The organism is Actinomycetospora aurantiaca (assembly GCF_037401875.1).
Taxonomy (GTDB): domain Bacteria; phylum Actinomycetota; class Actinomycetes; order Mycobacteriales; family Pseudonocardiaceae; genus Actinomycetospora; species Actinomycetospora aurantiaca.
The window spans coordinates 22107-45542 of sequence record NZ_JBBEGN010000005.1 but is presented as its reverse complement, the minus strand read 5'-3'; the positions used below and the strand labels follow the sequence as shown (position 1 = coordinate 45542).

Here is a 23436-nt window from a genome sequence, read left to right as displayed (position 1 = left end):
GGTACCGGAGCCCGCGCCCGAGTTCCACGCCGCCCGTCGGTCCCCCGCGGTAGCGTGCGCCCGCTCGCACCCGCCCGGGGGCGGCGATCGGGAGGGCGGGTCGATGTTCCGCAAGGTGCTCGTGGCGAACCGCGGGGAGATCGCGATCCGGGGGTTCCGGGCCGCGTACGAGCTGGGCGCGGCGACGGTGGCCGTGTTCCCGGTGGAGGACCGCCAGTCCGAGCACCGGCTCAAGGCCGACGAGGCGTACCAGATCGGCGAGGAGGGCCACCCGGTCCGGGCGTACCTCTCGATCGAGGAGATGATCCGGGCCGCGCAGAAGGCCGGTGCGGACGCGATCTACCCCGGCTACGGCTTCCTCTCGGAGAACCCCAAGCTGGCGACGGCGTGCGCCGACGCCGGCATCACCTTCATCGGCCCGCCGGCCCGGGTGCTGGCGATGGCCGGGAACAAGCACCGGGCGGTCGCGGCGGCACGCGAGGCCGGGGTGCCGGTGCTCGACTCGTCGGACCCGTCCGACGACGTCGAGACGCTGCTGGCGGCCGCGTCGGGGATGACGTTCCCGCTGTTCGTCAAGGCGGTCGCGGGCGGCGGTGGCCGGGGCATGCGGCTGGTGCGCGAGGAGCGGTCGCTGCGCGACGCGCTGACCGCGGCGATGAACGAGGCGTCGTCGGCGTTCGGGGACGCGACGGTGATCCTCGAGCAGGCGGTGATCGACCCGCGGCACATCGAGGTGCAGATCCTCGCCGATGCGCAGGGCCACGTCATGCACCTGTTCGAGCGCGACTGCTCGGTGCAGCGGCGGCACCAGAAGGTCGTCGAGATCGCGCCGGCCCCGAACCTGTCGCCGGAGCTGCGCGAGCGGATCTGCGCGGACGCGGTCAGGTTCGCGACGGCGATCGGCTACGTGAACGCCGGGACGGTCGAGTTCCTGCTCGACGCCGACGGGAACCACCACTTCATCGAGATGAACCCGCGCATCCAGGTGGAGCACACGGTCACCGAGGAGGTCGCGGACGTCGACCTCGTCGCCGCCCAGATGCGCATCGCCTCGGGGGAGACCCTGGCCGACCTCGGGCTCTCGCAGGACGCGGTCGCGCTGCACGGGTTCGCGCTGCAGTGCCGGATCACCACCGAGGATCCGGCCAACGAGTTCCGGCCGGACATCGGGATGATCTCGGCGTACCGCTCGGCGTCCGGGTCGGGCGTGCGCCTCGACGGCGGCACCGCGTTCGCCGGCGCGCAGATCAGCGCGCACTTCGACTCGCTGCTGGTCAAGGTGACCTGTCGCGGACGGGACTTCACGACGGCGGTCCGGCGGTCCCGGCGGGCCCTGGCCGAGTTCCGGGTGCGCGGCGTCGCGACGAACATCCCGTTCCTCATGGCCCTGCTCGACGAGCCGGACTTCCGCGAGGGCCGGGTCACCACGAGCTTCATCGCCGAGCACCCGGAGCTGCTCGCCGCCCGCGCGCCCGCCGACCGCGGCACGCGGCTGATGACCTACCTGGCCGACGTGACGGTGAACAAGCCGCACGGCACGCCCCCGGACCTGGCCGACCCGCGCGAGAAGCTGCCCGCGGCCGACCTGACGGTGGCGCCGCCGGACGGCTCGCGCCAGCGTCTCGGCGAGCTGGGCCCGGAGGGGTTCGCGGCGTGGCTGCGCGAGCAGACCACCGTGCCGGTCACCGACACCACCTTCCGGGACGCCCACCAGTCGCTGCTGGCGACGCGGGTGCGGACCCGGGACCTGCTGGAGATCGCCCCGCACGTCGCGCGCACCACCCCGGAGCTGCTGTCGGTGGAGTGCTGGGGCGGGGCCACCTACGACGTGGCGCTGCGGTTCCTGGCCGAGGACCCGTGGGAGCGGCTGGCCCGGCTGCGCGAGGCGATGCCGAACCTGTGCCTGCAGATGCTGCTGCGCGGGCGGAACACGGTGGGCTACACGCCGTACCCGACCGAGGTGACCGACGCCTTCGTCGCCGAGGCCGCCCGCACGGGGATCGACGTCTTCCGGATCTTCGACGCGCTGAACGACGTGTCCCAGATGCGGCCCGCGATCGAGGCGGTGCGCGGGTCCGGCGGGGCGCTCGCCGAGGTCGCCCTCTGCTACACCAGCGACCTGTCCGACCCGTCGGAGACGCTGTACACGCTGGACTACTACCTGCGCCTCGCCGAGCAGATCGTCGAGGCGGGGGCGCACGTGCTGGCGATCAAGGACATGGCGGGCCTGCTGCGCCCGCCGGCGGCGCGCACGCTGGTCACCGCCCTGCGCGAGCGGTTCGACCTGCCGGTCCACCTCCACACCCACGACACGGCCGGCGGGCAGCTCGCGACGCTGCTGGCCGCGATCGACGCCGGGGTGGACGCGGTGGACGCCGCGGTCGCGTCGATGGCCGGGACCACCTCGCAGCCCTCGCTGTCGGCGCTGGTCGCGGCGACCGACCACAGCGCGCGGGAGACCGGGCTCTCGCTGGACGCGGTCAACGCGCTCGAGCCCTACTGGGAGCTCGTCCGGAAGGTGTACCGGCCGTTCGAGTCCGGGCTGGCGTCGCCGACCGGCCGGGTCTACACCCACGAGATCCCGGGCGGGCAGCTGTCGAACCTGCGCACGCAGGCGGTCGCGCTCGGGCTCGGCGACCGGTTCGAGCAGGTCGAGGACGCCTACGCCGCGGCCGACCGGATGCTGGGGCACCTGGTCAAGGTCACCCCGTCGTCGAAGGTGGTCGGCGACCTGGCGCTGCACTTCGTGGGCGCGGGGGTCGACCCGGCCGACTTCGAGGCGGACCCGTCGCGCTACGACATCCCGGACTCCGTGATCGGCTTCCTGCGCGGGGAGCTCGGCGATCCGCCCGGTGGGTGGCCGGAGCCGCTGCGCACGCGCGCCCTGGAGGGCCGCACCGAGCGGCCGGGCCTCGCGGAGCTCACCGACGACCAGCGCAAGGGGCTGGAGGCCGAGCGCGCCGGGACGCTGAACGAGCTGCTCTTCCCCGGCCCCACGGCGGAGTTCCGCGAGCACCGCACGGCCTACGGCGACACCTCGGTGCTGCGCAGCCAGGAGTTCTTCTACGGGCTGCGGTCCGAGACCGAGTACGCGGTCGACCTCGAGCCCGGGGTGCAGCTGCTCATCGAGCTGGAGGCGATCTCGGAGCCGGACGCCCGCGGGATGCGGACCGTGCTGATGTCGCTCAACGGGCAGCTGCGCCCGGTCCAGGTCCGCGACCGCGCCGTGGACACCGACGTCAAGGTCGCCGAGAAGGCCGACCGCTCCGACCCGTCGCACGTGGCCGCGCCGTTCGCCGGGGTGGTGACCCTGCAGGTCGGCGAGGGAGACCAGGTGTCGGCGGGCGACACCCTGGCCACCATCGAGGCGATGAAGATGGAGGCGGCCATCACCGCCCCGTCGTCGGGAACGGTGCAACGCCTCGCGATCGGCTCGGTGCAGCAGGTGGAGGGCGGCGACCTGGTCGTGGTGCTTGCGTAGACGGAGCGTCGTGGCCCTCGTGGTGGCGGCGGGGGTGGTCGCGCTGGCGCTGACGGTCGCGGCGGCGGTCGTCGCCGGCCGGTTCGTCGCGCGGGACGTCGAGCTCGACCGGGGCGTGAGCGCGGTCCCGACGGCGGCGGAGGCGGCCGCGGCGGCGTCCTTCTGCGCGCTGCCCGCCGTCCCCGCCGACGTGACGATGGGGCCGCTGCGCCGCGAGCAGGGCATCGACGGGCTCGTGGTGTTCCGGGCGACCGGCGCCCCGGCCGCCGACTGGCTCGTCGCGGGTGGGATGCCCCCGGCGGCACCGTCGGCGGAGGTCGTGGACCTCGCGTTCGGGCCGGACCTGCCCGCGGGCACGCCCGTGGTGGCCCGGGAGCGGGTCCAGCGGCCCGGGGGCGGCATCGTGTACCGGTCCGCGGTGATCGTCCCGGGTGCGGTCGAGGTGCAGTGCTTCGAGACCTAGGCTGATCGCCCGATGAGTCGCATCGTGGCGGGGACGGCCGGCGGGCAGCGGATCCAGGTGCCGCCGCACGGTGTGCGGCCGACGTCGGACCGGGTGCGCGAGGCGCTGTTCTCCCTGCTCGCGGCGCGGGGCGTCCTGGAGGACGCGGTGGTGCTGGACCTGTACGCGGGGTCGGGCGCGCTCGGGCTGGAGGCCCTGTCGCGCGGGGCGCTGATCGCCACGCTCGTGGAGCGCGACCCGCGGGCGTGCGGCTTCATCCAGACCAACGTCCGGGCGACGGGACTCACCGGCGGCGCGGTGCGGCGGGCGTCCGTGCCGACCTTCCTGAAGCGGCCCACGGACACCGTCGACCTGGTGTTCGTCGATCCGCCCTACGCCGGCACCGAGGACGAGGTGGACACGGTGCTGGCGCTGCTCGTGCCGTGGCTGGCGCCGGACGCGCTGGTGGTGCTGGAACGGGACTCCCGGACACGGGTGCCGACCTGGCCGGAGGGGCTCGAGCCCGAGGAGCCGCGGGTCTACGGGGAGACGACGCTGCACCTGGGTACGCCGTCGGGGTGAGCGACCTCGAGGACCGGTACCTGGAGCTGGTGCGCGACGAGCTCCCGGCCGCGGCCCGGCGGGACGGCTGGGTGATCCGGGAGGACCACTGCTTCGGCCGCGTGCTGCTCGACGATGCGGTCGGCGGGTGCTGGTACGACGTCCTCGGCCGGGGACGCGGCGCCGCGTTCCGGAAGCTCGACGCCGACCAGCTCGCGCACGCCGTCGAGCAGGGGGAGCGGATGCTGCGCGAGGGCGACGAGACGGTCCGCGCGCTGGACGCGCAGTCGCTCGCGTGGCGGGGGAAGGCACCGAAGCGCTGAGCCGACGGTGCCGGATTCCCTGGCACTGGGCGACAGCAGTGACGCATTGCTGGCACGGGGACCGTGCCGCCATGATCGGCGACCGTGGACCTCGCCGACGCGACGCAGGGATGGGCCCCGGAGCCGATCACGACGACCGGCGGGACCTCCGCCTGGACCGTGGCGGCGGTCAGCGGGATGTTCGACCTCGACCCCGTGGCCGCCGACGGGGAGCCGCTGCCGCCGATGTGGCACTGGTTCGGCTTCCTGGAGCACCCGCGGTCCGACGAGCTCGGCGACGACGGGCACCCGCTGCACGGACACTTCCTCCCGCCGATCCCGGACCGGCGCCGCATGGTCGCCGGAGGCCGGCTGCGGATCGGGGAGCCGATGCGGGTGGGCGGGACCTACACCCGGCGGTCGTCGCTGGTCGGCGCGCAGGCCAAGCACGGCCGGTCGGGCGACATGCTGCTGGTCACGGTGCGCACCGAGTTCTTCGACGGCGACGACGTGCTGGTCACCGAGGAGTCCGACGTCGTGTACCGCTCGCAGCCGCCCGGCCGGGCGCGGGGCATCGCGCTCGACGAGCCGGGCGAGGCTCCGGCGCCCTCGGACGAGGCCGTCGCCCTCGTCCCGGACGAGCGCCTGCTCTTCCGGTTCTCCGCGCTGACCTACAACACCCACCGCATCCACTACGACCACCCGTACGTCACCGGGGTCGAGGGCTACCCCGGACTCGTCGTGCACGGGCCGCTGCTCGCCCTGATGTGCCTGGAGGTCCCGCGGCGGCAGGGGCGGGAGGTGCGCTCGTTCGAGTACCGGCTCTCCCGGCCCGCGTTCGCCGGGGCCCGGGTGGTCGCGGACCGCACCGACGACCACGGGGGCGTCGCCGCCGGCGTCCCGGGCGCCCCTCCCTCGATCACCGCGACCCTGGGCTGATCGCCGCGAGGAAGGGTTCGACGCCCTCGACCACCACCCCGTCGAGCCGGCGCCGCCGCCACGCGCCGGGCGTGACGGCCAGGTGCACCTCGGGCGTCCCGTCGGGATGGCGGCGCCGCTCGGTCTCGCGGTAGCCGCAGCGCTGCGAGACCCACAGCGACGCCCCGTTGTCCTCGGCGGCGGAGGTGACGGCGCGCGTCACCCCGAGCGGGCCGAACGCGAGCTCCAGCAGCATCAGCCGCACCCGCCGTCCGAGGCCCCGGCCCTGGTCGGCGCGCCCCACCCACGACGTCGTCCACGCCTCGCCCGGGCCCGCACCGCGCCCGAGCGTCGCGTGCCCGACCACCCGCCCGGCCTCCAGGGCCGCGAACGGGACCAGCCACCCGTCGTCGGGAGCGCGCCGCCAGGCCCAGGACCGCTCCAGCCAGGCGCGGGCCGCGTCCGCGTCCCCGGTCCGCCAGGTGACGAAGTGCTCCTGGCCCGGGGCCAGGACCCCGCCGGGTTCGCCGACGAGCGCGGCCAGCTCGAGCAGCTCGACGTCGGTGGGTGGGGTCAGGACGAGGCCGGCGTGCGCCACCCGCAGGCCGAACCAGGGGTACAGCGCGGTCAGGTCGTCGCGCACGTAGTCCACGGGCGGATCCTGCTATAACGGCTGATCATGAGGCAGGAGACGGAGCGAAGCGGAGCTCGACCATGAAGGCCGTCTGCCCCGGTTCGTTCGACCCCGTCACCCTCGGCCACGTCGACGTGGTGCGCCGGGCGGCGGCGATGTTCGACGAGGTGGTGGTCGCGGTGGCGATCAACCCGAACAAGCAGGGCCTGTTCACCATCGACGAGCGCCGCGGGCTGCTGGCGGACACCTTCGCCGACCTGCCGAACGTCTCGACGGCGGCCTTCTCCGGCCTGCTGGTCGACTGGTGCCGCAGCCAGGGCGTCGGGGTCATCGCGAAGGGCCTGCGCTCGGACACCGACTACGCCTACGAGCTCCCGATGGCGCAGATGAACCGCCACCTCACCGGGGTCGACACGGTGTTCCTCTCCGCCTCGCCGGAGCACACCTTCGTCTCCAGCTCGCTGGTCAAGGAGGTCGCCCGGGGCGGTGGGGACGTCTCGGCCTTCCTGACGGCGAGCGTGCACGCGGCGCTGCAGGAGCGCCTCGGCTCCCGCTGACGGGGGCCGACCCGACACGCCGCGACACGCCGCAATGCGCGGAACGGGCGAGCGGCCGCCGCACACTGGCGGGCGGTCTTCGACGCGGGAGGTGGATCGGCGTGTACCGGGTGTTCGAGGCGCTCGACGAGCTCGTGACGATCTGCGAGGAGGCGCGCGGGCTCCCGATGACGACGAGCTGCGTCGTGCCCCGGGGCGACGTCCTGGAACTGCTCGACGACATCCGCGAGGCCATCCCCGGGGAGCTCGACGACGCCCAGGACGTCCTCGACCACCGCGACAAGCTGGTCGACGACGCGACCGAGGAGGCCACGCGCGCGACGGAGGAGGCGCGGACCGAGGCCGACCGCATCCTCACCGAGGCCCGCGAGCAGGCCCAGCAGATGATCGCCGAGGCCGAGCACGAGGCCGAGCGCGTCGTCTCCCGGGGTCGTCGCGAGTACGCCGACCTCACCGACCGGGCCGCGGCCGAGGCCGACCGGATGACCGAGGCGGGGCGCCAGAGCTACGACCGCGCGGTCACCGACGGCCGGACCGAGCAGCAGCGCCTGGTGTCCGAGCACGAGGTGACGCTCGCGGCCCGCGACGAGGCCGGCCGCATCCTCGACCGGGCCGCCGAGGACGCGCACCGGGCGCGCACCGACTGCGACCACTACGTCGACACCGCGCTCGCCGAGTTCACCGAGACCCTGGAGTCGGTGCTCGACACCGTCGGCCGGCACCGCCACCAGCTGCGGACCGGCCAGGTCGGCGCGGCGGCGCGTGAGGAGAGCGAGCGGGCCAGCGCGTAGGCTGGTCGACCGGGCCAGACCCGTCGTCGGGAACACGTCCCGGCGCGCAGCACGTTGGTCCGGATGAGATGACTGAGAAGCACACCCCCGTCCCCGACGCGACCAGCCCGTGGGTCGTCGACGTCCTGCGCGAGATCTCGCGCCGGCCCGGCACCATGAAGCCCTGGGTCCGCGACGTGCCCGCCCCCGCCGACTTCGGGCTGGAGGTGATCGGTGTGCCCGCGGGCGACCCGATCCACCTCGACCTGCGCCTCGAGTCCGTGGTCGAGGGCGTCCTCGCGAGCGGCACGGTCAGCGCGCACGTGGTCGGCGAGTGCTCGCGCTGCCTGGGCGAGGTCACCGACGACGTCGAGGTCGACGTCGCCGAGCTCTACGCCTACCCCGACTCGGTCACCGACGAGACGACCGACGCCGAGGACGTCGCGCGGATCGTCGACGAGAAGATCGACCTCGAGCCCGCGGTCCGCGACGCCGTGCTGCTGGAGCTCCCGAACGCGCCGCTGTGCAGCGACGACTGCCCCGGAGTGCCCTCGCCGGACGAGGAGGCATGGGCCTTCGTGCCCGCCGGGAGTGCGCGTGAGAGGATTGACCCTCGCTGGGCCGCCCTGCAGGAACGTTTCGCCGGCGGCAGCACAGAAGACTGAGGAGAGAGACCTACCGTGGCCGTCCCGAAGCGCCGGATGTCGCGCGCCAACACCCACGCCCGCCGCTCGCAGTGGAAGGCGTCCGTGCCGACCCTCGTGGCCTGCCAGAACAAGGCCTGCGGCCAGCCCAAGCCGCCGCACGTCGCCTGCCCCACCTGCGGCCAGTACGCCGGCCGCCGGGCCGTCACCCCGGCCTGACCGCGGTGGCCGCCAGCGCGGCCGGCGCCACGGAGCAGGACGGGTCGCCGGCGCAGCGGCTCAGCCGGGTGCTCGGGATCGAGGTCGATCCCGAGCTCCTCGGCCTCGCCCTGACGCATCGCTCGTACGCCTACGAGAAGGGCGGGCTGCCGACCAACGAGCGCCTGGAGTTCCTCGGGGACTCGGTCCTCGGGATCGCGGTCACCGAGCGGCTCTACCGCGAGCACCCGGAGCTGCCCGAGGGCCAGCTCGCGAAGCTGCGCGCGAGCGTGGTCAACATGCACGCGCTGGCGAGCGTCGCCCGGACCCTCGGCCTGGGCGAGCTGATGTACCTGGGCCGCGGCGAGGAGATGACCGGGGGCCGCGACAAGGACTCGATCCTGGGCGACGCGGTCGAGGCGATCCTGGGCGCGGTGCACCTCGAGCACGGCATCGACGTCGCCCGCGACCTGGTCGCCCGCCTGTTCGGCGACCTGCTCCACCAGGCCCCGCGTCTCGGTGCCGGCCTGGACTGGAAGACCAGCCTGCAGGAGCTCACGGCCGCGGCCGGCCGCGGCGTCCCGGAGTACCGCATCACCGAGGAGGGTCCGGACCACGCCAAGGAGTTCACCGCGACCGCCGTGGTCACCGGTGAGGGCCTCGGCGTCGGCACCGGGCGCACGAAGAAGGACGCGGAGCAGAAGGCCGCGCAGGCGGCCTACGAGGCGCTGAACGGCCCCGTCGGACCCTGAGTGCCCGAGCTCCCCGAGGTCGAGGTGGTCCGGCGCGGGGTCGCCGACCACGCGGTGGGACGCACCGTCACCTCCGTCGAGGTGTTGCATCCGCGCGCGGTGCGCCGCCAGCCCGGGGGAGCCGCCGAACTGGCCGCGCGGCTCGCCGGCCGCACGCTCGTGGCGGCCCGCCGACGCGGCAAGTTCCTGTGGGTCGACCTCGACGACGGGACCGCGCTGCTCGCCCACCTCGGCATGAGCGGCCAGTTGCTCGTCCAGCCCGGCGACCGGCCGGACGAGAAGCACCTCCGGGTGCGCCTGCGATTCGGTGACGACCGGTCCGAGCTGCGGTTCGTCGACCAGCGCACCTTCGGGGGGCTCACCGCCGTGGACACGGCGGACAGCGACGGGGAGCGGGTGCCCGTGCCGGTCGTGCACATCGGGCGCGACCCGCTCGACCCGTCCTTCGACCTCGAGGCCGCGGTCGGGGCGTACCGCCGCCGTCGCACCGAGCTGAAGCGGGCGCTGCTCGACCAGACGGTCGTGTCCGGGATCGGCAACATCTACGCCGACGAGGCGTTGTGGCGCGCCCGCCTGCACTCGCTGCGCCCGACCGCGCGCCTGACCCGACCCGACGTCCGGAAGGTCCTCCTGGCCGCCTCGGAGGTCATGACGGAGGCGTTGGCCCAGGGCGGGACGTCGTTCGACGCGCTCTACGTGGACGTGCACGGGGAGTCCGGGTACTTCGAGCGCTCGCTGGCGGTCTACGGCCGCGAGGACGAGCCGTGCCCGCGGTGCGGGACCGCGATCCGGCGGTCCGCGTTCATGAACCGCTCGTCGTTCTGGTGCCCGACCTGCCAGCGGGTGCCCCGACGCGCGTGAGCCCGCCGGGAGCCGCTGGGGCTCCCGACGGGCTCGTCGGACGGGCGCCTACCGGCTGCCGTCGGTCTGCGGGGTGATCGCGACCGTCGGCGCCTGCGGGTCCGGGGCGGTGGTGGTGTGCCCCTGCTGCTCGGCGACCCGGGCGGCGTCGGCCTGCCCGCGCCGGTAGCCGGTGTCGAGGTCGGCACGAACCTGGTCGCGGTTCTCCTGGGCCTTGCGGTACCCGGAGTTGATCAGGTCCGCGGCGGCCTCGCGCCCGCCGAGCCCGAAGGCCAGCGCGGCGCCGAGGGCGAGCGCGCCGATGAGGGCGATGAACGTGGCGTTCACGATCACCTCGGCGATGCCGAGCTGGTTCAGGATCATGAAGACCGCGATGATCATGACGAGCGTCGGCGCGGCGGAGCGGGCGACCCGCCCGGTCGGGGTGTCGCCCATGGTGCGGTGCACCAGCCCGCCGACGGCGGCGGCGATCGCGGCGGCCACCAGGAAGATGAGCAGCGCGGCGAGCACGTTCGGCAGGTAGGAGAGCACCAGGTTCACGAACCCGGTGACGGCGGGGATGTTCAGCGTCCCGACGGCCGAGACGATCACGAAGACCAGCAGCACCCACTGCACGACGAGCCCGACGAGCTTCGCGGGGCTCTGGTCCGGGCTGAAGCGGGCGACGTACTCGCCGCCGGAGCCGTGCGTGAGGCGCTGGTCCAGGCGGACGCGCTGGAGGAGCTTCGTGATCCCGGCGCGGATGAGCCGGGCGATGATGTAGCCGATCAGCAGGACCAGCAGGGCCCCGATGACGTTCGGGACGTAGTTCAGCAGGGTCGTGAACGCGTTCTGCAGGGACTGCAGGGCGTCGAAGCCGCCGCCGCCCGAGGGTGCGGCCTGGGTGGGCAGAGCAATCATCTCGGTCTCCTGGGGTGAGATCGGTGTGAGGTGAGGGCTCCGCATGCCCGTCCCCCGTCCGCGGTACGCGCCGAACCGGGTGGGCCCGCGGGCCGGGGAGGACGACGCCGGTCCGTCCTCGCGCGGGGACGGACCGGCGTCGGGAGGCTCAGCGCCCGGAGTTGGTCTCCATGAGCTGCTTGAACTCCTGGAGGGCCTTCTCGATCTTCTTCTGCGGGTCGGCGAAGAGCTTCGCGCCCAGGTCGCCCAGCGCGCCGGCCGGCGTCTCGACGTGGAGGCTGACCTCGACGCCGGTGGTGTCGCCGTGGTTGTCGAAGCGGACCGCGCCGCCGGTGTCGACCGAGTTGTTGCTCTCCTCGAGCGACTTCCAGGCGATCTTGCGGTCGGTCTCCTCGTCGATGATCTTCGCGTCCCACTCGATCTGCTTGCCGAGCGGCCCGTCGACGACCCAGTGGGTCACGTCCGCGGACCCGCTCTTCGGCTCGACCGAGCGCACGTCGTCCATGATCTGCGGGAGGTGGGTCAGCGGCCGCCACCACTGGTAGCACTGCGCGGCCGGAGCGTTGACCTCGAGGTAGTGCGTTGCGGTTGCCATGCGCGCGGGTGTCCGGTTCTGCCGTCCCTCGAAACGAGTTGTCGGGGGCTTCGCGTAGCGTCCGACCCGTCGGAGGGGAGGGGCTCGCGATGCACCTGAAGAGCCTGACGCTGAAGGGCTTCAAGTCGTTCGCGTCGTCGACCACCCTGCGCTTCGAGCCCGGCATCACGTGCGTGGTCGGCCCGAACGGCTCCGGCAAGTCCAACGTCGTCGACGCCATCAGCTGGGTGCTGGGGGAGCAGGGCGCGAAGGCGCTGCGCGGCGGGAAGATGGAGGACGTCATCTTCGCCGGCACCTCCGGGCGGGCGCCGCTGGGGCGCGCCGAGGTGACCCTGACGATCGACAACGCCGACGGGGCCCTGCCGATCTCCTACACCGAGGTGTCGATCACCCGGCGGGTCTTCCGGTCCGGCGCCGGGGAGTACGAGATCAACGGCAGCTCCTGCCGCCTGCTCGACGTCCAGGAGCTGCTCTCCGACTCCGGGATCGGCCGCGAGCTGCACGTGCTGGTCGGGCAGGGGCAGCTGGACACGATCCTGCAGTCGCGCCCCGAGGAGCGCCGCGCCTTCATCGAGGAGGCGGCCGGCGTCCTCAAGCACCGCAAGCGCAAGGAGAAGGCGCTGCGCAAGCTCGAGGCGATGGAGGCCAACCTGGCCCGCCTCGGCGATCTCACCTCCGAGCTGCGGCGCCAGCTCAAGCCCCTCGGCCGCCAGGCGGAGATCGCGCGGCGCGCCCAGACCATCCAGGCCGACCTGCGGGACGCCCGGCTGCGGATCGCCGCGGACGACCTGGTGACCCTGCGCGGCACGATCGCGCGGGACGCTGCGGACGAGGACCAGGCCCGGCGGCGCCGCGACGAGACCGAGCGCGCGCTGGCGGTCGAGTCGGAGGCCGTGGCCGGGCTCGAGGCCGCGCTGGAGGCCGATGCGCCCGCCTACGAGCAGGCCCGGGAGGCCCATCACCGGTTGTCCTCGCTCGCCGAGCGACTGCGCGGCACGGTCGCCCTGGCCGCCGAGCGGCACCGGCACCTCACCGACGCCGAGGAGCGCACGGCCGGCCCCGACCCCGACGAGCTGGAGCGCCAGGCGGCCGCGGCCGCGGAGCACGAGGCGGCGCTGGGCGAGGAGGTCGCGCTCGCCCGCGAGACCCTGGAGGACGCGGCCGCACGCCGCGAGGACGCCGAGGAGGCGCTCGGCACCGCGGAGCGTCGCGTCGCCGCGGCCTCCCGCGCGGCGGCCGACCGGCGGGAGGGCCTGGCGCGCCTCTCCGGGCAGGTCGAGACGCAGCGGGGCCGGGTCGCGGCCGCGGTCGAGGAACTGGAGACGCTGGCGTCCTCGATCGGTGAGACGAGCGCGCGGGCGGCCGCGGCGCGCGCGGAGCTCGCGGACGAGGAGGCGGCGGCCCCCGACGCCGGGGGAGCCGACCCCGAGGAGGCCGAGGTCGCGGGCGGGGCCGTCCCGGACGACGCGCCCGACCCGGAGGCCGCCTTCGACGCCGCCACCGAGCGCCACGAGCAGGTCCGTGCGGAGGTCGACCGGGCGGCCGCGGCGCACCGCGACGCCGAGCGCGACCGCGCGCACTGGAAGGCGCGGGTGGAGGCCCTCGAGCTCACCCTGACCCGCCGCGACGGCGCGGGCGAGCTGCTGGCGGGGACCCGGGAGGGCGTCCTCGGGTCGGTCGCGGCGCTGCTGCGGGTGGGCGCGGGGGACGAGGCCGCGGTCACCGCGGCCCTCGGGCCCGCCGCGGACGCGGTCGTCGTCAGCGGGGTCGACGCGGCCGCGGACGCCCTGGAGCACCTGCACGCCAGCGACGCCGGGCGGGCGGGGCTGGTCGTGGCGGGTGCCGGGCGGGTGGATGCGCGCGGGCCGGCGCCGGCCGGCGCGGTGTGGGCGGCCGACCTGGTGCGGGCGCCCGACGCGGTCGCCGGGGCGGTGGCCCGGCTGCTCGCCGGTGTGGTCGTCGTGGACGACCTCGCGGCGGCCCGCGCGGTGCTGGCGGACCACCCGGAGCTGCAGGTGGCCACGCGCGGCGGCGACGTGCTCGGCGGGGCGTGGGCGGTCGGCGGTCCGTCGGGCAACCGGTCGATCCTGGAGATGCAGTCCGCGGCCGACGAGGCGGGGGACCGGCTCGCGGGAGCGGAGCGCGCGGAGCGGACGACGGCGGCGGCGGTGGAGGCCGCCCGGCAGAACGAGTCGGCCGCCCGGGCCGAGGTCGGGGTGGCCCGCCAGGTGCGCGACGACGCCCGACGCGCGGACACCGAGCGGCGCCGGGCCGCCGACGCGCGGCGCGCGCAGGACGAGGCGCGCCGGTCCGAGCACGCCCGCCGGCTCGGGCGGCTCGCGGAGACGGTGCGGGGCGCGGAGGCGGAGCTCGCCCGCCTCACCGAGCGCCGGGCGACGGTGGAGACCGCCCGCGACGACCGGCGGGCCGAGCTGGACGACCTGGTCGAGCGCCTGGCGATGGCGGAGGACCAGGCGGAGTCCGACGCCGCCGAGGATGCCGACGGGTCCGACGTCGCGGCCCGCGACACCGCCGCCTCCGTCCTGGAGGCCGCCCGCGCCGCCGAGATCGAGGGTCGGCTCGCGCTGCGGACGGCGGAGGAACGGGCGCGGGCGGTGACCGGCCGGGCGGAGGCGCTGCGCCACCGCGCGCGGGCCGAGCGCGAGCAGCGGGAGCGGGCCGAGACCCGTCGTCGGGACCGGGAACGGCAGGCCGGGTTGCTGGCGGAGATCCTCGAGCACGGCCGCGCCGGGGTGGAGCGCATCGCCGCGTCGGTGGCCGCGGCGGCGGCCGCGCGCGACCGTCTCGCGGCGGCCCGGCAGGCGCGCTCGGCCGAGTTCGACGCGGCGCGCGAGCGGATGCGGGGCCTGCAGCAGACCCTGGAGCGGCTGACCGACGCGGTGCACCGCGACGAGGTCCTGCGCGCCGAGCAGCGGACGCGGCTGGCGCAGCTCGAGGAGTCGATCGTCGAGCGGTTCGGGATGGGCCTCGACGACCTGGTGCGCGAGTACGGCCCGGAGGCCGGCATCCCGCCCAGCGAGGCGGAGGTCGCGGAGGTGACCGCGGCGCGCGAGCGGGGCGAGCAGGTGTCGATGCCGCCGCCGATGCCCTACGACCGCGCCGAGCAGCAGCGCCGCGCGGCCCGTGCGGAGAAGGAACTGGGCACGCTCGGGAAGGTCAACCCGCTCGCGCTCGAGGAGTACGCGGCCCTCGAGGAGCGGTACCGGTTCCTGTCGACCCAGCTCGAGGACGTGAAGGCCTCGAAGCGCGACCTGCTCTCCGTGGTGGCCGACGTCGACCAGCGCATCCTCGACGTGTTCGCCGAGGCGTTCGCCGACGTGGCGCGGGAGTTCGAGGTCGTCTTCCCGGTGCTGTTCCCGGGCGGCGACGGCCGCCTGGTGCTCACCGACCCGGACGACCTGCTGACCACCGGGGTCGAGGTGGAGGCCCGGCCGCCGGGCAAGAAGGTCAAGCGGCTCTCGCTGCTCTCCGGCGGGGAGAAGTCGCTGACGGCGGTCGCGATGCTGGTCGCGATCTTCCGGGCGCGCCCCTCGCCGTTCTACGTCATGGACGAGGTCGAGGCCGCGCTGGACGACGCGAACCTCCGGCGGCTGATCGGGCTGCTCGACGACCTGCGACGCTCCTCGCAGCTGGTGATCATCACCCACCAGAAGCCGACGATGGAGATCGCGGACGCGCTCTACGGCGTGAGCATGCGAGGCGACGGCATCACGGCGGTCGTCTCCCAGCGGCTCCGGGGCGCCGACGCGCCAGGACCACTCGCCGGTGCGGACCCCTCGCCCGTGTCGTGACGCTGTGTCGCGATATGATCGCACTGTGTGATCGTCTCGTCACGCGTCGGTGATCGACGAACGACGCGCTCGGGGAATGCCGTCCAGGTGCGCCCGGGCCTACCGTCGACTCGTCGGGCAGGGGGACGTCGGTCCCCCGGGGGAGGGTGGGTCATGACGGTGCTCCAGCCCGGGCGCTACGTGCACCTGCAGCGCGCGGCGCCGTCCCGGGGCCCCCGCCGCCCCTCCTCGTCGCCGGTGCCGGTCGTCGGTCACCTGGCCCTCGACACCTCCCACAGCGCGCTCGCCCCGCACCTGGCGACGTGCTCCGTGCAGGTCCTCGTCGACGACCTGCCCCTGACCGTGCGATGGGGCCGCACCGACATCGCCCTCCCGCCCGGCCGGCACCGCGTGGAGATCGCCGTCGACCGGGGCGCCGGGTGGGGCCGGGTCGTCGAGGCGGTGCCGGTGGCCGCCGGGCACACCGTGGACGTCTTCTACCGCGCCCCCGTCCTCCCCGGGGCGGGCACGCTCGGCCCGGTGCCGCAGCCGACCCGCGGGGTGGTCGCCCTCCTCGCCGGCCTCCTCCTGCTGCTGGCGGTCGTCGGGGTCGGCGTCACCGCGCTGCTCGCGCTGCTGTTCTGAGGCCCCGACCCGGGCGGGTGGTCGGCCCGGCGGTGTCAGCGGTGGCACACGACTGACGCCGGACGTCAGGGATCCGCCCCGCTCGGGCTGCCGGGCCCGTCACGGCTGACAGGATGGGAGCCGTGAGTTCGCCGCTGACCACCCTCGACCCCTCGACCCGGGACCTGCTCGCCCAGGCGCCCGCCGCCGGGCTCTCCCCGGGGGTGCTCACCGGGATCATCGTCGCGGTCGTCGTGGTGGTGCTCCTGGTCGTCCTGATCGTGGGGCTCGTCCTCGCCCGCCGCCGCCGCATCTCCCTGCGGGAGGAGGCCGAGCAGGAGGCCGAGGCGCCGAAGCCGTCGAAGGGCACCTACGCCGCGGGCGGGGGGTTCGCCTTCTCTGCTGGCAGTGGCACGGCGACGCAGGAGCGCCCGGAGGTCGGTCCGACCCCGCCGACGATCGAGACGCCGTCCGCGGAGCCCGCACCGGCCGAGCCGTCGAGCACGGAGGCCCCGCCCCGCCCGACGGCCCCGACGACCCCGACGCCCCCGACGACCCCGGAGCCGCGCGAGCCGGAGGCCCCGGAGGCCCCGGAGGCCCCGGAGGCCCCGGAGGCCCCGGAGGCCCCGGAGGCCCCGGAGGCCCCGGAGGCCCCGGTCACGGAAGCCCCGGTCACCGAGCCGCCGGTCACCGAGCCGCCCACGGAGACCACGGAGACACCCGAGGCCCTGACGCCGGCTCCGGTCGAGGCGCCCTCCGCCGAGCCGGCGCCCGCCGAGCCGTCGAGCACCGACACGCTGCCGGACGCCGCCCTCACGGGCCCCGAGGCGCCCGCCGAGCCGATCGCGCCCGCCGAGGGCCGCCTGGAGCGGCTCCGCGGGCGGTTGGGCCGGAGCCGGTCGACGCTGGGGACCGGCCTGCTGGGCCTGCTCGGCGCGGGTGACCTGGACGAGGACTCGTGGGAGGAGGTCGAGGACCAGCTGCTGATGGCGGACCTGGGGTCGGCGACCACCCAGGAGGTCGTCGGGAAGCTGCGCGAGCGGATCGCGTCGCGCGGGGTGCGGACGTCCGAGCAGGTCCGGGAGCTGCTCCACGAGGTGCTCGTCGAGGCGCTCGGGCCGGACATGGAGCGGTCGGTGCGCGCGCTGGCCCACGACGGCCGCCCCGCCGTCGTGCTCGTCGTCGGCGTCAACGGCACCGGGAAGACCACGACGACGGGCAAGCTCGCCCGGGTGCTCGTCGGGGGCGGCCACGACATCGTGCTCGGCGCCGCCGACACGTTCCGGGCCGCCGCGGCCGAGCAGCTGCAGACGTGGGGCGAGCGGGCGGGTGCGAAGGTCGTCCGCGGCGCGGAGGGCGCCGACCCGGCCAGCGTCGCGTTCGACGCCGTGAAGCGGGGGGCGGACGCCGGGGTCGACGCGGTCCTGCTCGACACCGCCGGCCGCCTGCACACCAAGACCGGCCTGATGGACGAGCTGGGCAAGGTCAAGCGCGTGGTGTCCCGGCAGGCGGAGGTCGACGAGGTCCTCCTCGTCCTGGACGCCACGACCGGCCAGAACGGGCTGACGCAGGCCCGGGTGTTCGGCGAGGTCGTGGACGTGACCGGTGTGGTGCTCACCAAGCTCGACGGCACCGCGAAGGGCGGCATCGTCTTCCAGGTGCAGCGCGAGCTCGGGGTGCCGGTGAAGCTCGTCGGGCTCGGCGAGGGCCCGGACGACCTCGCGCCCTTCGAGCCCGGGGCCTTCGTGGACGCCCTGCTGCGCTGACCATGCGGCCCCCGCGCCGGACGAGTGCGACACCACGCAGGTCCGGCCGCTCCGGAACGTGCCTGGTGCAGCACTCGATGAGTGAGGCCCGAGCGCGGCCGTCCGGGTGACGAGGAGCGTCACGGTTCGGTGACCCCCGATCACCGGACGTCACCGGTGGCGGGTGATCGGCGCCACGGAGGGCGCCGGTGTCTGCTTCGGCAACATGAAGGTCACATGGTCCGGGGTGCTGTTAACTGCGGAGAAACACCGTGCGACGCCGCCCGAAACACGCCCTCAGCATTCTCTCCTCCCAGTGACCGCCACCCGGAGACGGCGGACCTCAGGAGGGACGAAGGACCGTGTTGAATGCCGGAAGTACCACGTGGGTGCTCGTCAGCGCCGCGCTGGTGATGCTGATGACCCCAGGGCTCGCGTTCTTCTACGGCGGCATGGTCCGCTCGAGGAGCGTCCTGAACATGCTCATGATGAACTTCATGTGCCTGGCGATCGTGCCGGTGCTGTGGTGCCTGTACGGCTTCTCGCTGGCGTTCGGCAACGACCTCGGCGGCGGTCTGCTCGGCGGCCTCGAGTTCGCCGGACTGGGCGGCCTGCCCACCGAGCCGATCGGGACCGAGCCCGACTTCATCCCGATCCTCGCGTTCGCGATGTTCCAGCTGATGTTCGCGATCATCACGCCGGCCCTGATCTCGGGCGCTGTGCCGGAGCGGACGAAGTTCTGGAGCTGGGGCCTGTTCGTCGTGCTGTGGTCGACGATCGTGTACTTCCCGGTCGCGCACTGGGTGTTCGCCTTCGACGGCACGACCGCCGAGACCGGCGGCTGGATCGCCAACACGCTGGGCGCCCTCGACTTCGCCGGCGGGACCGCGGTCCACATCAACGCCGGTGCGGCGGGCCTCGCGCTCGCGATCGTGCTCGGCAAGCGCCGCGGCTGGCCGCGTGACCCGGGCCGCCCGCACTCGCTGCCCTTCGTGCTCCTCGGCGCCAGCCTGCTGTGGTTCGGCTGGTACGGCTTCAACGCCGGCTCCGCGCTGGGCGCCAACCAGAACGCCGCGATCGCGTTCACGACGACCACCCTCGCGACCGCCGCGGCCGTCATCGGCTGGCTCGTGGTCGAGCAGTTCCGCGACGGGAAGCCGACCACCCTCGGCGCCGCCTCGGGTGCGGTCGCCGGCCTCGTCGCCATCACCCCCGCCGCCGCCTTCGTCAACCCGCTCGGCGGCCTCGCGATCGGTGTCATCGCCGGCGCGGTGTGCGCCCTGTGTGTCGGGCTGAAGTTCCGCTTCGGCTTCGACGACTCGCTCGACGTCGTCGCGGTGCACCTGGTGGGTGGTCTGATCGGCACGATCCTGATCGGCCTCTTCGGCACCACCTCGCTCAACGAGGCGAGCGCGGACGGCCTGTTCTACGGCGGCGGCTTCGGGCAGCTGGGCATCCAGGTGGTGGCGGCGCTCGCGGTCCTCGTCTACTCCTTCGTCGTCACCGCCATCATCGCCCTGGCCATCAAGGCGACGATCGGGTTCCGTGTGAGCGACGAGGACGAGTCGAGCGGCATCGACGAGTCGCAGCACGCGGAGTCGAGCTACGACTACTCCGGCCTGCGCTCGAGCGGTGGCCACGGTTCGATTCTCGACGCCGCGACGTCGAAGGTGCCGGCCTCGGCCGGTCAGGAGGGCTGACCCGTGAAGATGGTGACGGCGATCATCAAGCCGTTCGTCCTGGAGGACGTGAAGGGCGCGCTCGAGCAGCTGGGTGTGCTGGGTATGACGGTCAGTGAGGTCCAGGGCTACGGCCGCCAGAAGGGCCACACCGAGGTCTACCGCGGGGCGGAGTACTCGGTGGACTTCGTGCCGAAGGTCCGCATCGAGGTCGTCACGGACGACTCCACCGCGGAGAAGGTCCTCGACGCGATCGCCGAGACCGCCCGCACCGGCAAGATCGGTGACGGCAAGGTCTGGGTGACCCCGGTCGAGACCGTGGTGCGCGTGCGCACCGGTGAGCGCGGAGCGGACGCGCTCTAGCCCCCCGGTCCGGCGTCCGGCACCGGGCCCGCCGTCCCCGCGGGGACGGCGGGCCCGGTGCTCGCCGGATCCGAGCAAGGTCGACACCGATCCCGGAGAGGACGGGCATGGTCGCAATCGGGTCGGGCCGGGACGACGAGGCACCGCTGGTGGTGTCCGGGGAGTCCGACGAGGGTGCGGCGGTCGACCTGGTCCGCGCCCGCACCGCCCTGCTCTCCCCGCCGCCCGGCGCCCGCCGTCTGGGACCGACGGCGCTGCGCGAGGCGCTGGTCGAGCTGCACGACTTCTGGCTGGCCACGCGGGCTGCGGCGGTCGGGATCGGGAACGGCACCGCGCTCGTCGCGGTCGGCGCCCTCGGGCGCCGCGAGCTCGCCCCGTGGTCCGACCTCGACCTGGTCCTCGTGCACGACGGCACGGGGCGCGGCCGCGGGCGGGCCGACGAGGTCGCCCGCCTGGCCGACGCCCTCTGGTACCCGCTCTGGGACGCCGGGATCGGGCTCGACCACTCCGTGCGCACCGTGGGCGAGGCGGTCGGCGTGGCGACCGAGGACCTCCGCGTCGCGCTCGGGCTGCTCGAGGTCCGGCTCATCGCGGGCGACCCCGAGCTGGCCGAACGCCTGTCGTCGTCCGCCCGCCAGGCGTGGCGGGCCGGCATCCGCGGCCGCTTCGACGACCTCGTCGACACCACCCGCGCCCGGTGGCAGCGCTCCGGCGAGGTCGCCCACCGCGTCGAACCGGACCTCAAGAACGGCCGCGGCGGCCTGCGGGACGTCCAGCTCCTCGACGCCCTGGCTGCCGCCCAGGTCGTCGACCGCCCCGCCGTCGACGTCCGCTCGGCGCGCGGCCTGATGCTCGACCTGCGCACCGAGCTGCACCGCCGCGCCGGCCGCGCCCGCGACGTGCTGCAGGCCGAGGACGCGCACGAGCTCGCCGGGGTCCCCGACCTCGGCGTCACCGACCGCTACGACCTCGCCCGCTCGCTGTCCGGCGCCGCCCGCACCGTCGTCTACGCCACCGACGTGGCCCTGCGCTCGGCCCGGGCGGCCCTCCCGCGGCGCGGCCTCGCGGCGCTGCGGCGCACCCCCGCCCGCCGCCCGCTCGACGAGGGCGTGGTCGAGCACGGCGGCGAGGTGGTGCTCGCCCGGGAGGCGCAGGTCGCGCGGGACCCCGCCCTGGTCCTGCGCCTGGCCGCGACCGCCGCCCGCACCGGGCTCCCGATCGCCGCGGGCACGCTGCGGCGGCTGGCCGACGCCGCCCCGGAGCTGCGCGAACCCTGGCCCCGCGCCGCCCGCGAGGAGCTGCTCGCCCTGCTCGGCTCCGGCGAGGGCATGGTCGACGTCATCGAGGCCCTGGACCGCACCGGGCTGTGGGGACGGCTGTTCCCGGAGTGGGGCGCGGTGCGCGACCTGCCGCCGCGCGACCGCACGCACGTCTGGACCGTCGACCGCCACCTCGTCGAGGTCACCCGCCGCGCCGCGGAGCTGACCACCCGCGTCTCCCGGCCGGACCTGCTGCTGATCGGCGCGCTGGTGCACGACATCGGCAAGGGTCGCGACGACGACCACTCGGTCGTCGGGGCCGAGCTCGCCCGGCACATCGGGCGGCGCCTGGGCCTGTGGCCGAACGACGTGGCGATCCTCTCCGCGATGGTCCGCCACCACCTCCTGCTGCCGCACACCGCGCAGCGGCGCGACCCCGAGGACCCGGCCACCGTCCAGCGCGTCGTCGACACCCTCGACGCCGACCCGGTGCTGCTCGAGCTCCTGCACGCCCTGGCCGAGGCCGACGCGCTCGGCACCGGGCCCGGGGTCTGGACGTCCTGGCGGGCGACCCTGCTCGGCGACCTCGTCCGCCGCTGCCGGCAGGTGATGGCGGGCGATGGCATGCCCGGGCCCGAGCCCCTGTCCGACGACCGCCTGGAGCTGGCCCGCAGCGTCGCTGCGACCGGTCGTCCGGAGGTGTCGGTCGAGGCGGCCGCCGAGCTGACGACGGTCACCATGACGGTGGCCGCGCCGGACCGGCCGGGACTGCTCAGCCGGGCCGCGGGCGTGCTGGCGCTGCACTCGCTGCAGGTGCACGCGGCCGTGCTGGTCGAGCACGACGGTGTGGCCGTGGACAGCTTCACGGTCTCCCCGCGCTTCGGGCGGCTGCCGGAGGCGTCGCTGCTGCGCGAGGACCTGGTGCGGGTGCTGAACGGGTCCCTCGACCTCCCCGCCCGCCTCGCGGCCAAGGAGCGCGACTACTCGCCGCGCGCCGGGTCGGTCTCCTCCGCCGCGACCCGCGTGCTGTGGTTCGACGACGAGGCCACCGGCGCGGTGGTGCTGGAGCTGCGCACCGCGGACCGGATCGGCCTGCTGCACCGCGTGGCCGCGGCACTGGAGGCGCAGGCGGTGGACGTCCGGTGGGCGCGGGTCTCGACGCTGGGCTCGTCCGTGGTCGACGCGTTCTGCCTGGAGGCCTCGCCCGAGGGGGAGGAGGGCGAGCACGGCAGCCCCGGGACGGGCCAGGTCGTCCCGCTCGACCCGACCCGCCGTCGGGACATCGAGGCCGCGGTTCTCGCGGCCACCGCCCCGGACCCGTCCTGACGGCGAACGTGTACACGTCGGTGTACGCTCGAGGGATGGAGCGAGCCGAGGTCCTGAGCGTGCGGGAGTTCCGGGCCGGCCTGGCGGAGGCCATCCGGACCGTGCGCGAGGAGGGGCCGGTCTTCGTCGGCTCGCATCGTCGGGCGGAGGCGGTGCTGATGTCGATCGAGCAGTACGACGAGTTGCGGGGGGTCGCGCGCCGGCCGCAGGTCCCACGGTGGGTGGCGGTGGAGGAGGCGGTCGCCTCGGTGCGGGCGGAGGGCCTGGAGCCGAGCGCGGAAGGGATGGCCGTCCTCGAGTCGGTGGCCACCGAGGAGATGGGCGAGGACGAGGCGATCGCGGCGCTCGACCACCGCCATCGGCGGTGACGCGCGATCCGTACGTCGATCCCGCGTCCGGGGTCCTGCGCAACCGGTTGGGCATCGACGACCAGGCGGCCCTGGACGAGGCCGAGGCCGACTACACCGCGGTCCGCGCCGCGCTCATCGGCCACCTGCCCGGGGAGTACGACCTCGCCCACCTCCGGGCGTTCCACGCCCGGGTCTTCGGCGACGTGTACCCCTGGGCGGGGGAGCTGCGGACCGTCGGGATCGACAAGGGCGTGCCGTTCTGTCCCCCGGAGCACCTGGAGTCGTTCGCGCACGACGTGTTCCGTCGGCTCGCCGCGGCCGGGTACCTCCGCGGACGCGGACGAGGGGAGTTCCTCGACGGCCTCACGGACCTCGTCGGGAACCTGAACGCCCTCCATCCTTTCCGCGAGGGCAACGGGCGGACGGTGCGGCTGTTCGTCGCCCAGCTCGCCCGCGACGCCGGGTACGACCTCCGGTGGCGCGACATGGACGCCGAGGAGAACGTCGCCGCGTCGCGACTCTCGCTGGCCGGCGACGACGGGCCGCTGCGCACGATGCTGGACGGCCTGCTCCACGTCGGCTGACTGGCGAGTGCGACGTGGGGCAGCTCCGGCCGCCCCGGAACCTGCGCCGTGTCGCACTCGACGGGTCGAGGCGTCGGCCGTGAAAACCGGTCGAACCGCA

At 74.9% G+C, this 23436-nt stretch carries 22 protein-coding genes; 19 read left to right on the top strand and 3 right to left on the bottom strand.

What is annotated here, in order from left to right; translation table 11 throughout:
• Window positions 1-103 precede the first annotated feature (103 nt).
• The 5 genes from WCD74_RS12405 to WCD74_RS12385 all read left to right on the top strand — a co-directional run bounded on the left by WCD74_RS12405 (window position 104) and on the right by WCD74_RS12385 (window position 5725).
• Window positions 104-3481, top strand: coding sequence for a pyruvate carboxylase (locus WCD74_RS12405; protein WP_337695149.1), 3378 nt, complete (start codon window positions 104-106; stop codon window positions 3479-3481).
• Between the two features lie 10 nt (window positions 3482-3491).
• Complete coding sequence (locus tag WCD74_RS12400; RefSeq protein ID WP_337695148.1) at window positions 3492-3944, top strand: hypothetical protein; 453 nt, start codon at window positions 3492-3494, stop codon at window positions 3942-3944.
• A 12-nt stretch (window positions 3945-3956) separates the two neighbouring features.
• Entirely contained in the window at window positions 3957-4505 is a 549-nt protein-coding gene (gene rsmD, locus WCD74_RS12395; RefSeq protein WP_337695147.1) for a 16S rRNA (guanine(966)-N(2))-methyltransferase RsmD, read from the top strand.
• Window positions 4502-4807, top strand: a complete 306-nt coding sequence (locus WCD74_RS12390) for a hypothetical protein (protein ID WP_337695146.1) — start codon at window positions 4502-4504, stop codon at window positions 4805-4807. Before rsmD ends, WCD74_RS12390 begins: the two co-directional genes overlap by 4 nt.
• Before the next feature lie 84 nt (window positions 4808-4891).
• Window positions 4892-5725 (top strand): HTD2 family dehydratase, encoded by an 834-nt coding sequence (locus WCD74_RS12385; protein ID WP_337695145.1) that lies wholly within the window; start codon window positions 4892-4894, stop codon window positions 5723-5725.
• Here the strand turns inward: WCD74_RS12385 and WCD74_RS12380 are convergent.
• Window positions 5706-6356, bottom strand: a complete 651-nt coding sequence (locus tag WCD74_RS12380; protein ID WP_337695144.1) for a GNAT family N-acetyltransferase — start codon at window positions 6354-6356, stop codon at window positions 5706-5708. The genes WCD74_RS12385 and WCD74_RS12380 overlap by 20 nt on opposite strands.
• Before the next feature lie 62 nt (window positions 6357-6418).
• Here WCD74_RS12380 and coaD point away from each other — a divergent pair, with 62 nt between their 5' ends.
• The 6 genes from coaD to mutM all read left to right on the top strand — a co-directional run bounded on the left by coaD (window position 6419) and on the right by mutM (window position 10120).
• The gene (gene coaD / locus WCD74_RS12375) at window positions 6419-6895 is read left to right on the top strand and encodes a pantetheine-phosphate adenylyltransferase (protein ID WP_337695143.1); all 477 of its coding nucleotides are present in this window, start codon (window positions 6419-6421) and stop codon (window positions 6893-6895) included.
• Window positions 6896-6996: 101 nt separating this feature from the next.
• Window positions 6997-7686 (top strand): DivIVA domain-containing protein, encoded by a 690-nt coding sequence (locus WCD74_RS12370; protein WP_337695142.1) that lies wholly within the window; start codon window positions 6997-6999, stop codon window positions 7684-7686.
• A gap of 68 nt (window positions 7687-7754) precedes the next feature.
• Window positions 7755-8330 (top strand): YceD family protein, encoded by a 576-nt coding sequence (locus tag WCD74_RS12365; RefSeq protein ID WP_337695141.1) that lies wholly within the window; start codon window positions 7755-7757, stop codon window positions 8328-8330.
• Window positions 8331-8345: 15 nt separating this feature from the next.
• The gene (rpmF, locus tag WCD74_RS12360) at window positions 8346-8528 is read left to right on the top strand and encodes a 50S ribosomal protein L32 (RefSeq protein ID WP_179794247.1); all 183 of its coding nucleotides are present in this window, start codon (window positions 8346-8348) and stop codon (window positions 8526-8528) included.
• Window positions 8529-8533: 5 nt separating this feature from the next.
• Window positions 8534-9259 (top strand): ribonuclease III, encoded by a 726-nt coding sequence (gene rnc / locus WCD74_RS12355; protein ID WP_373696069.1) that lies wholly within the window; start codon window positions 8534-8536, stop codon window positions 9257-9259.
• Window positions 9260-10120: a bifunctional DNA-formamidopyrimidine glycosylase/DNA-(apurinic or apyrimidinic site) lyase gene (gene mutM / locus WCD74_RS12350; RefSeq protein ID WP_337695140.1), complete on the top strand. Its 861-nt coding sequence runs from the start codon at window positions 9260-9262 to the stop codon at window positions 10118-10120.
• A 48-nt stretch (window positions 10121-10168) separates the two neighbouring features.
• On the opposite strand, the gene WCD74_RS12345 is transcribed toward mutM, so the two are convergent.
• Together WCD74_RS12345 and WCD74_RS12340 are read right to left on the bottom strand one after the other, a co-directional pair.
• Window positions 10169-11020 carry a mechanosensitive ion channel family protein gene (locus WCD74_RS12345; protein ID WP_337695139.1) on the bottom strand — a complete coding sequence of 284 codons (852 nt, stop codon included), beginning with the start codon at window positions 11018-11020 and terminating at the stop codon, window positions 10169-10171.
• Between the two features lie 148 nt (window positions 11021-11168).
• Entirely contained in the window at window positions 11169-11615 is a 447-nt protein-coding gene (locus WCD74_RS12340) for an SRPBCC family protein (RefSeq protein ID WP_337695138.1), read from the bottom strand.
• An 89-nt stretch (window positions 11616-11704) separates the two neighbouring features.
• Between WCD74_RS12340 and smc the strand changes: the two genes are divergently transcribed.
• The 8 genes from smc (at window position 11705) to WCD74_RS12300 (ending at window position 23336) form a co-directional block, all read left to right on the top strand.
• A complete protein-coding gene (gene smc / locus WCD74_RS12335; RefSeq protein WP_337695137.1) occupies window positions 11705-15427 on the top strand; it encodes a chromosome segregation protein SMC in 3723 nt (1240 codons plus the stop codon).
• Between the two features lie 153 nt (window positions 15428-15580).
• Window positions 15581-16051 (top strand): hypothetical protein, encoded by a 471-nt coding sequence (locus WCD74_RS12330; protein ID WP_337695136.1) that lies wholly within the window; start codon window positions 15581-15583, stop codon window positions 16049-16051.
• A gap of 122 nt (window positions 16052-16173) precedes the next feature.
• Window positions 16174-17796 (top strand): signal recognition particle-docking protein FtsY, encoded by a 1623-nt coding sequence (gene ftsY, locus WCD74_RS12325; protein ID WP_373696068.1) that lies wholly within the window; start codon window positions 16174-16176, stop codon window positions 17794-17796.
• A 341-nt stretch (window positions 17797-18137) separates the two neighbouring features.
• The gene (locus WCD74_RS12320; protein WP_337695135.1) at window positions 18138-19475 is read left to right on the top strand and encodes an ammonium transporter; all 1338 of its coding nucleotides are present in this window, start codon (window positions 18138-18140) and stop codon (window positions 19473-19475) included.
• 3 nt (window positions 19476-19478) lie between these two features.
• Window positions 19479-19817, top strand: a complete 339-nt coding sequence (locus tag WCD74_RS12315; RefSeq protein WP_337695134.1) for a P-II family nitrogen regulator — start codon at window positions 19479-19481, stop codon at window positions 19815-19817.
• 107 nt (window positions 19818-19924) lie between these two features.
• Window positions 19925-22402, top strand: coding sequence for a [protein-PII] uridylyltransferase (locus tag WCD74_RS12310; RefSeq protein WP_337695133.1), 2478 nt, complete (start codon window positions 19925-19927; stop codon window positions 22400-22402).
• Window positions 22403-22437: 35 nt separating this feature from the next.
• Entirely contained in the window at window positions 22438-22770 is a 333-nt protein-coding gene (locus WCD74_RS12305; protein WP_337695132.1) for a type II toxin-antitoxin system prevent-host-death family antitoxin, read from the top strand.
• The gene (locus WCD74_RS12300) at window positions 22767-23336 is read left to right on the top strand and encodes a Fic/DOC family protein (RefSeq protein ID WP_337695131.1); all 570 of its coding nucleotides are present in this window, start codon (window positions 22767-22769) and stop codon (window positions 23334-23336) included. The genes WCD74_RS12305 and WCD74_RS12300 overlap by 4 nt, the downstream gene beginning before the upstream one ends.
• Window positions 23337-23436: the final 100 nt, after the last annotated feature.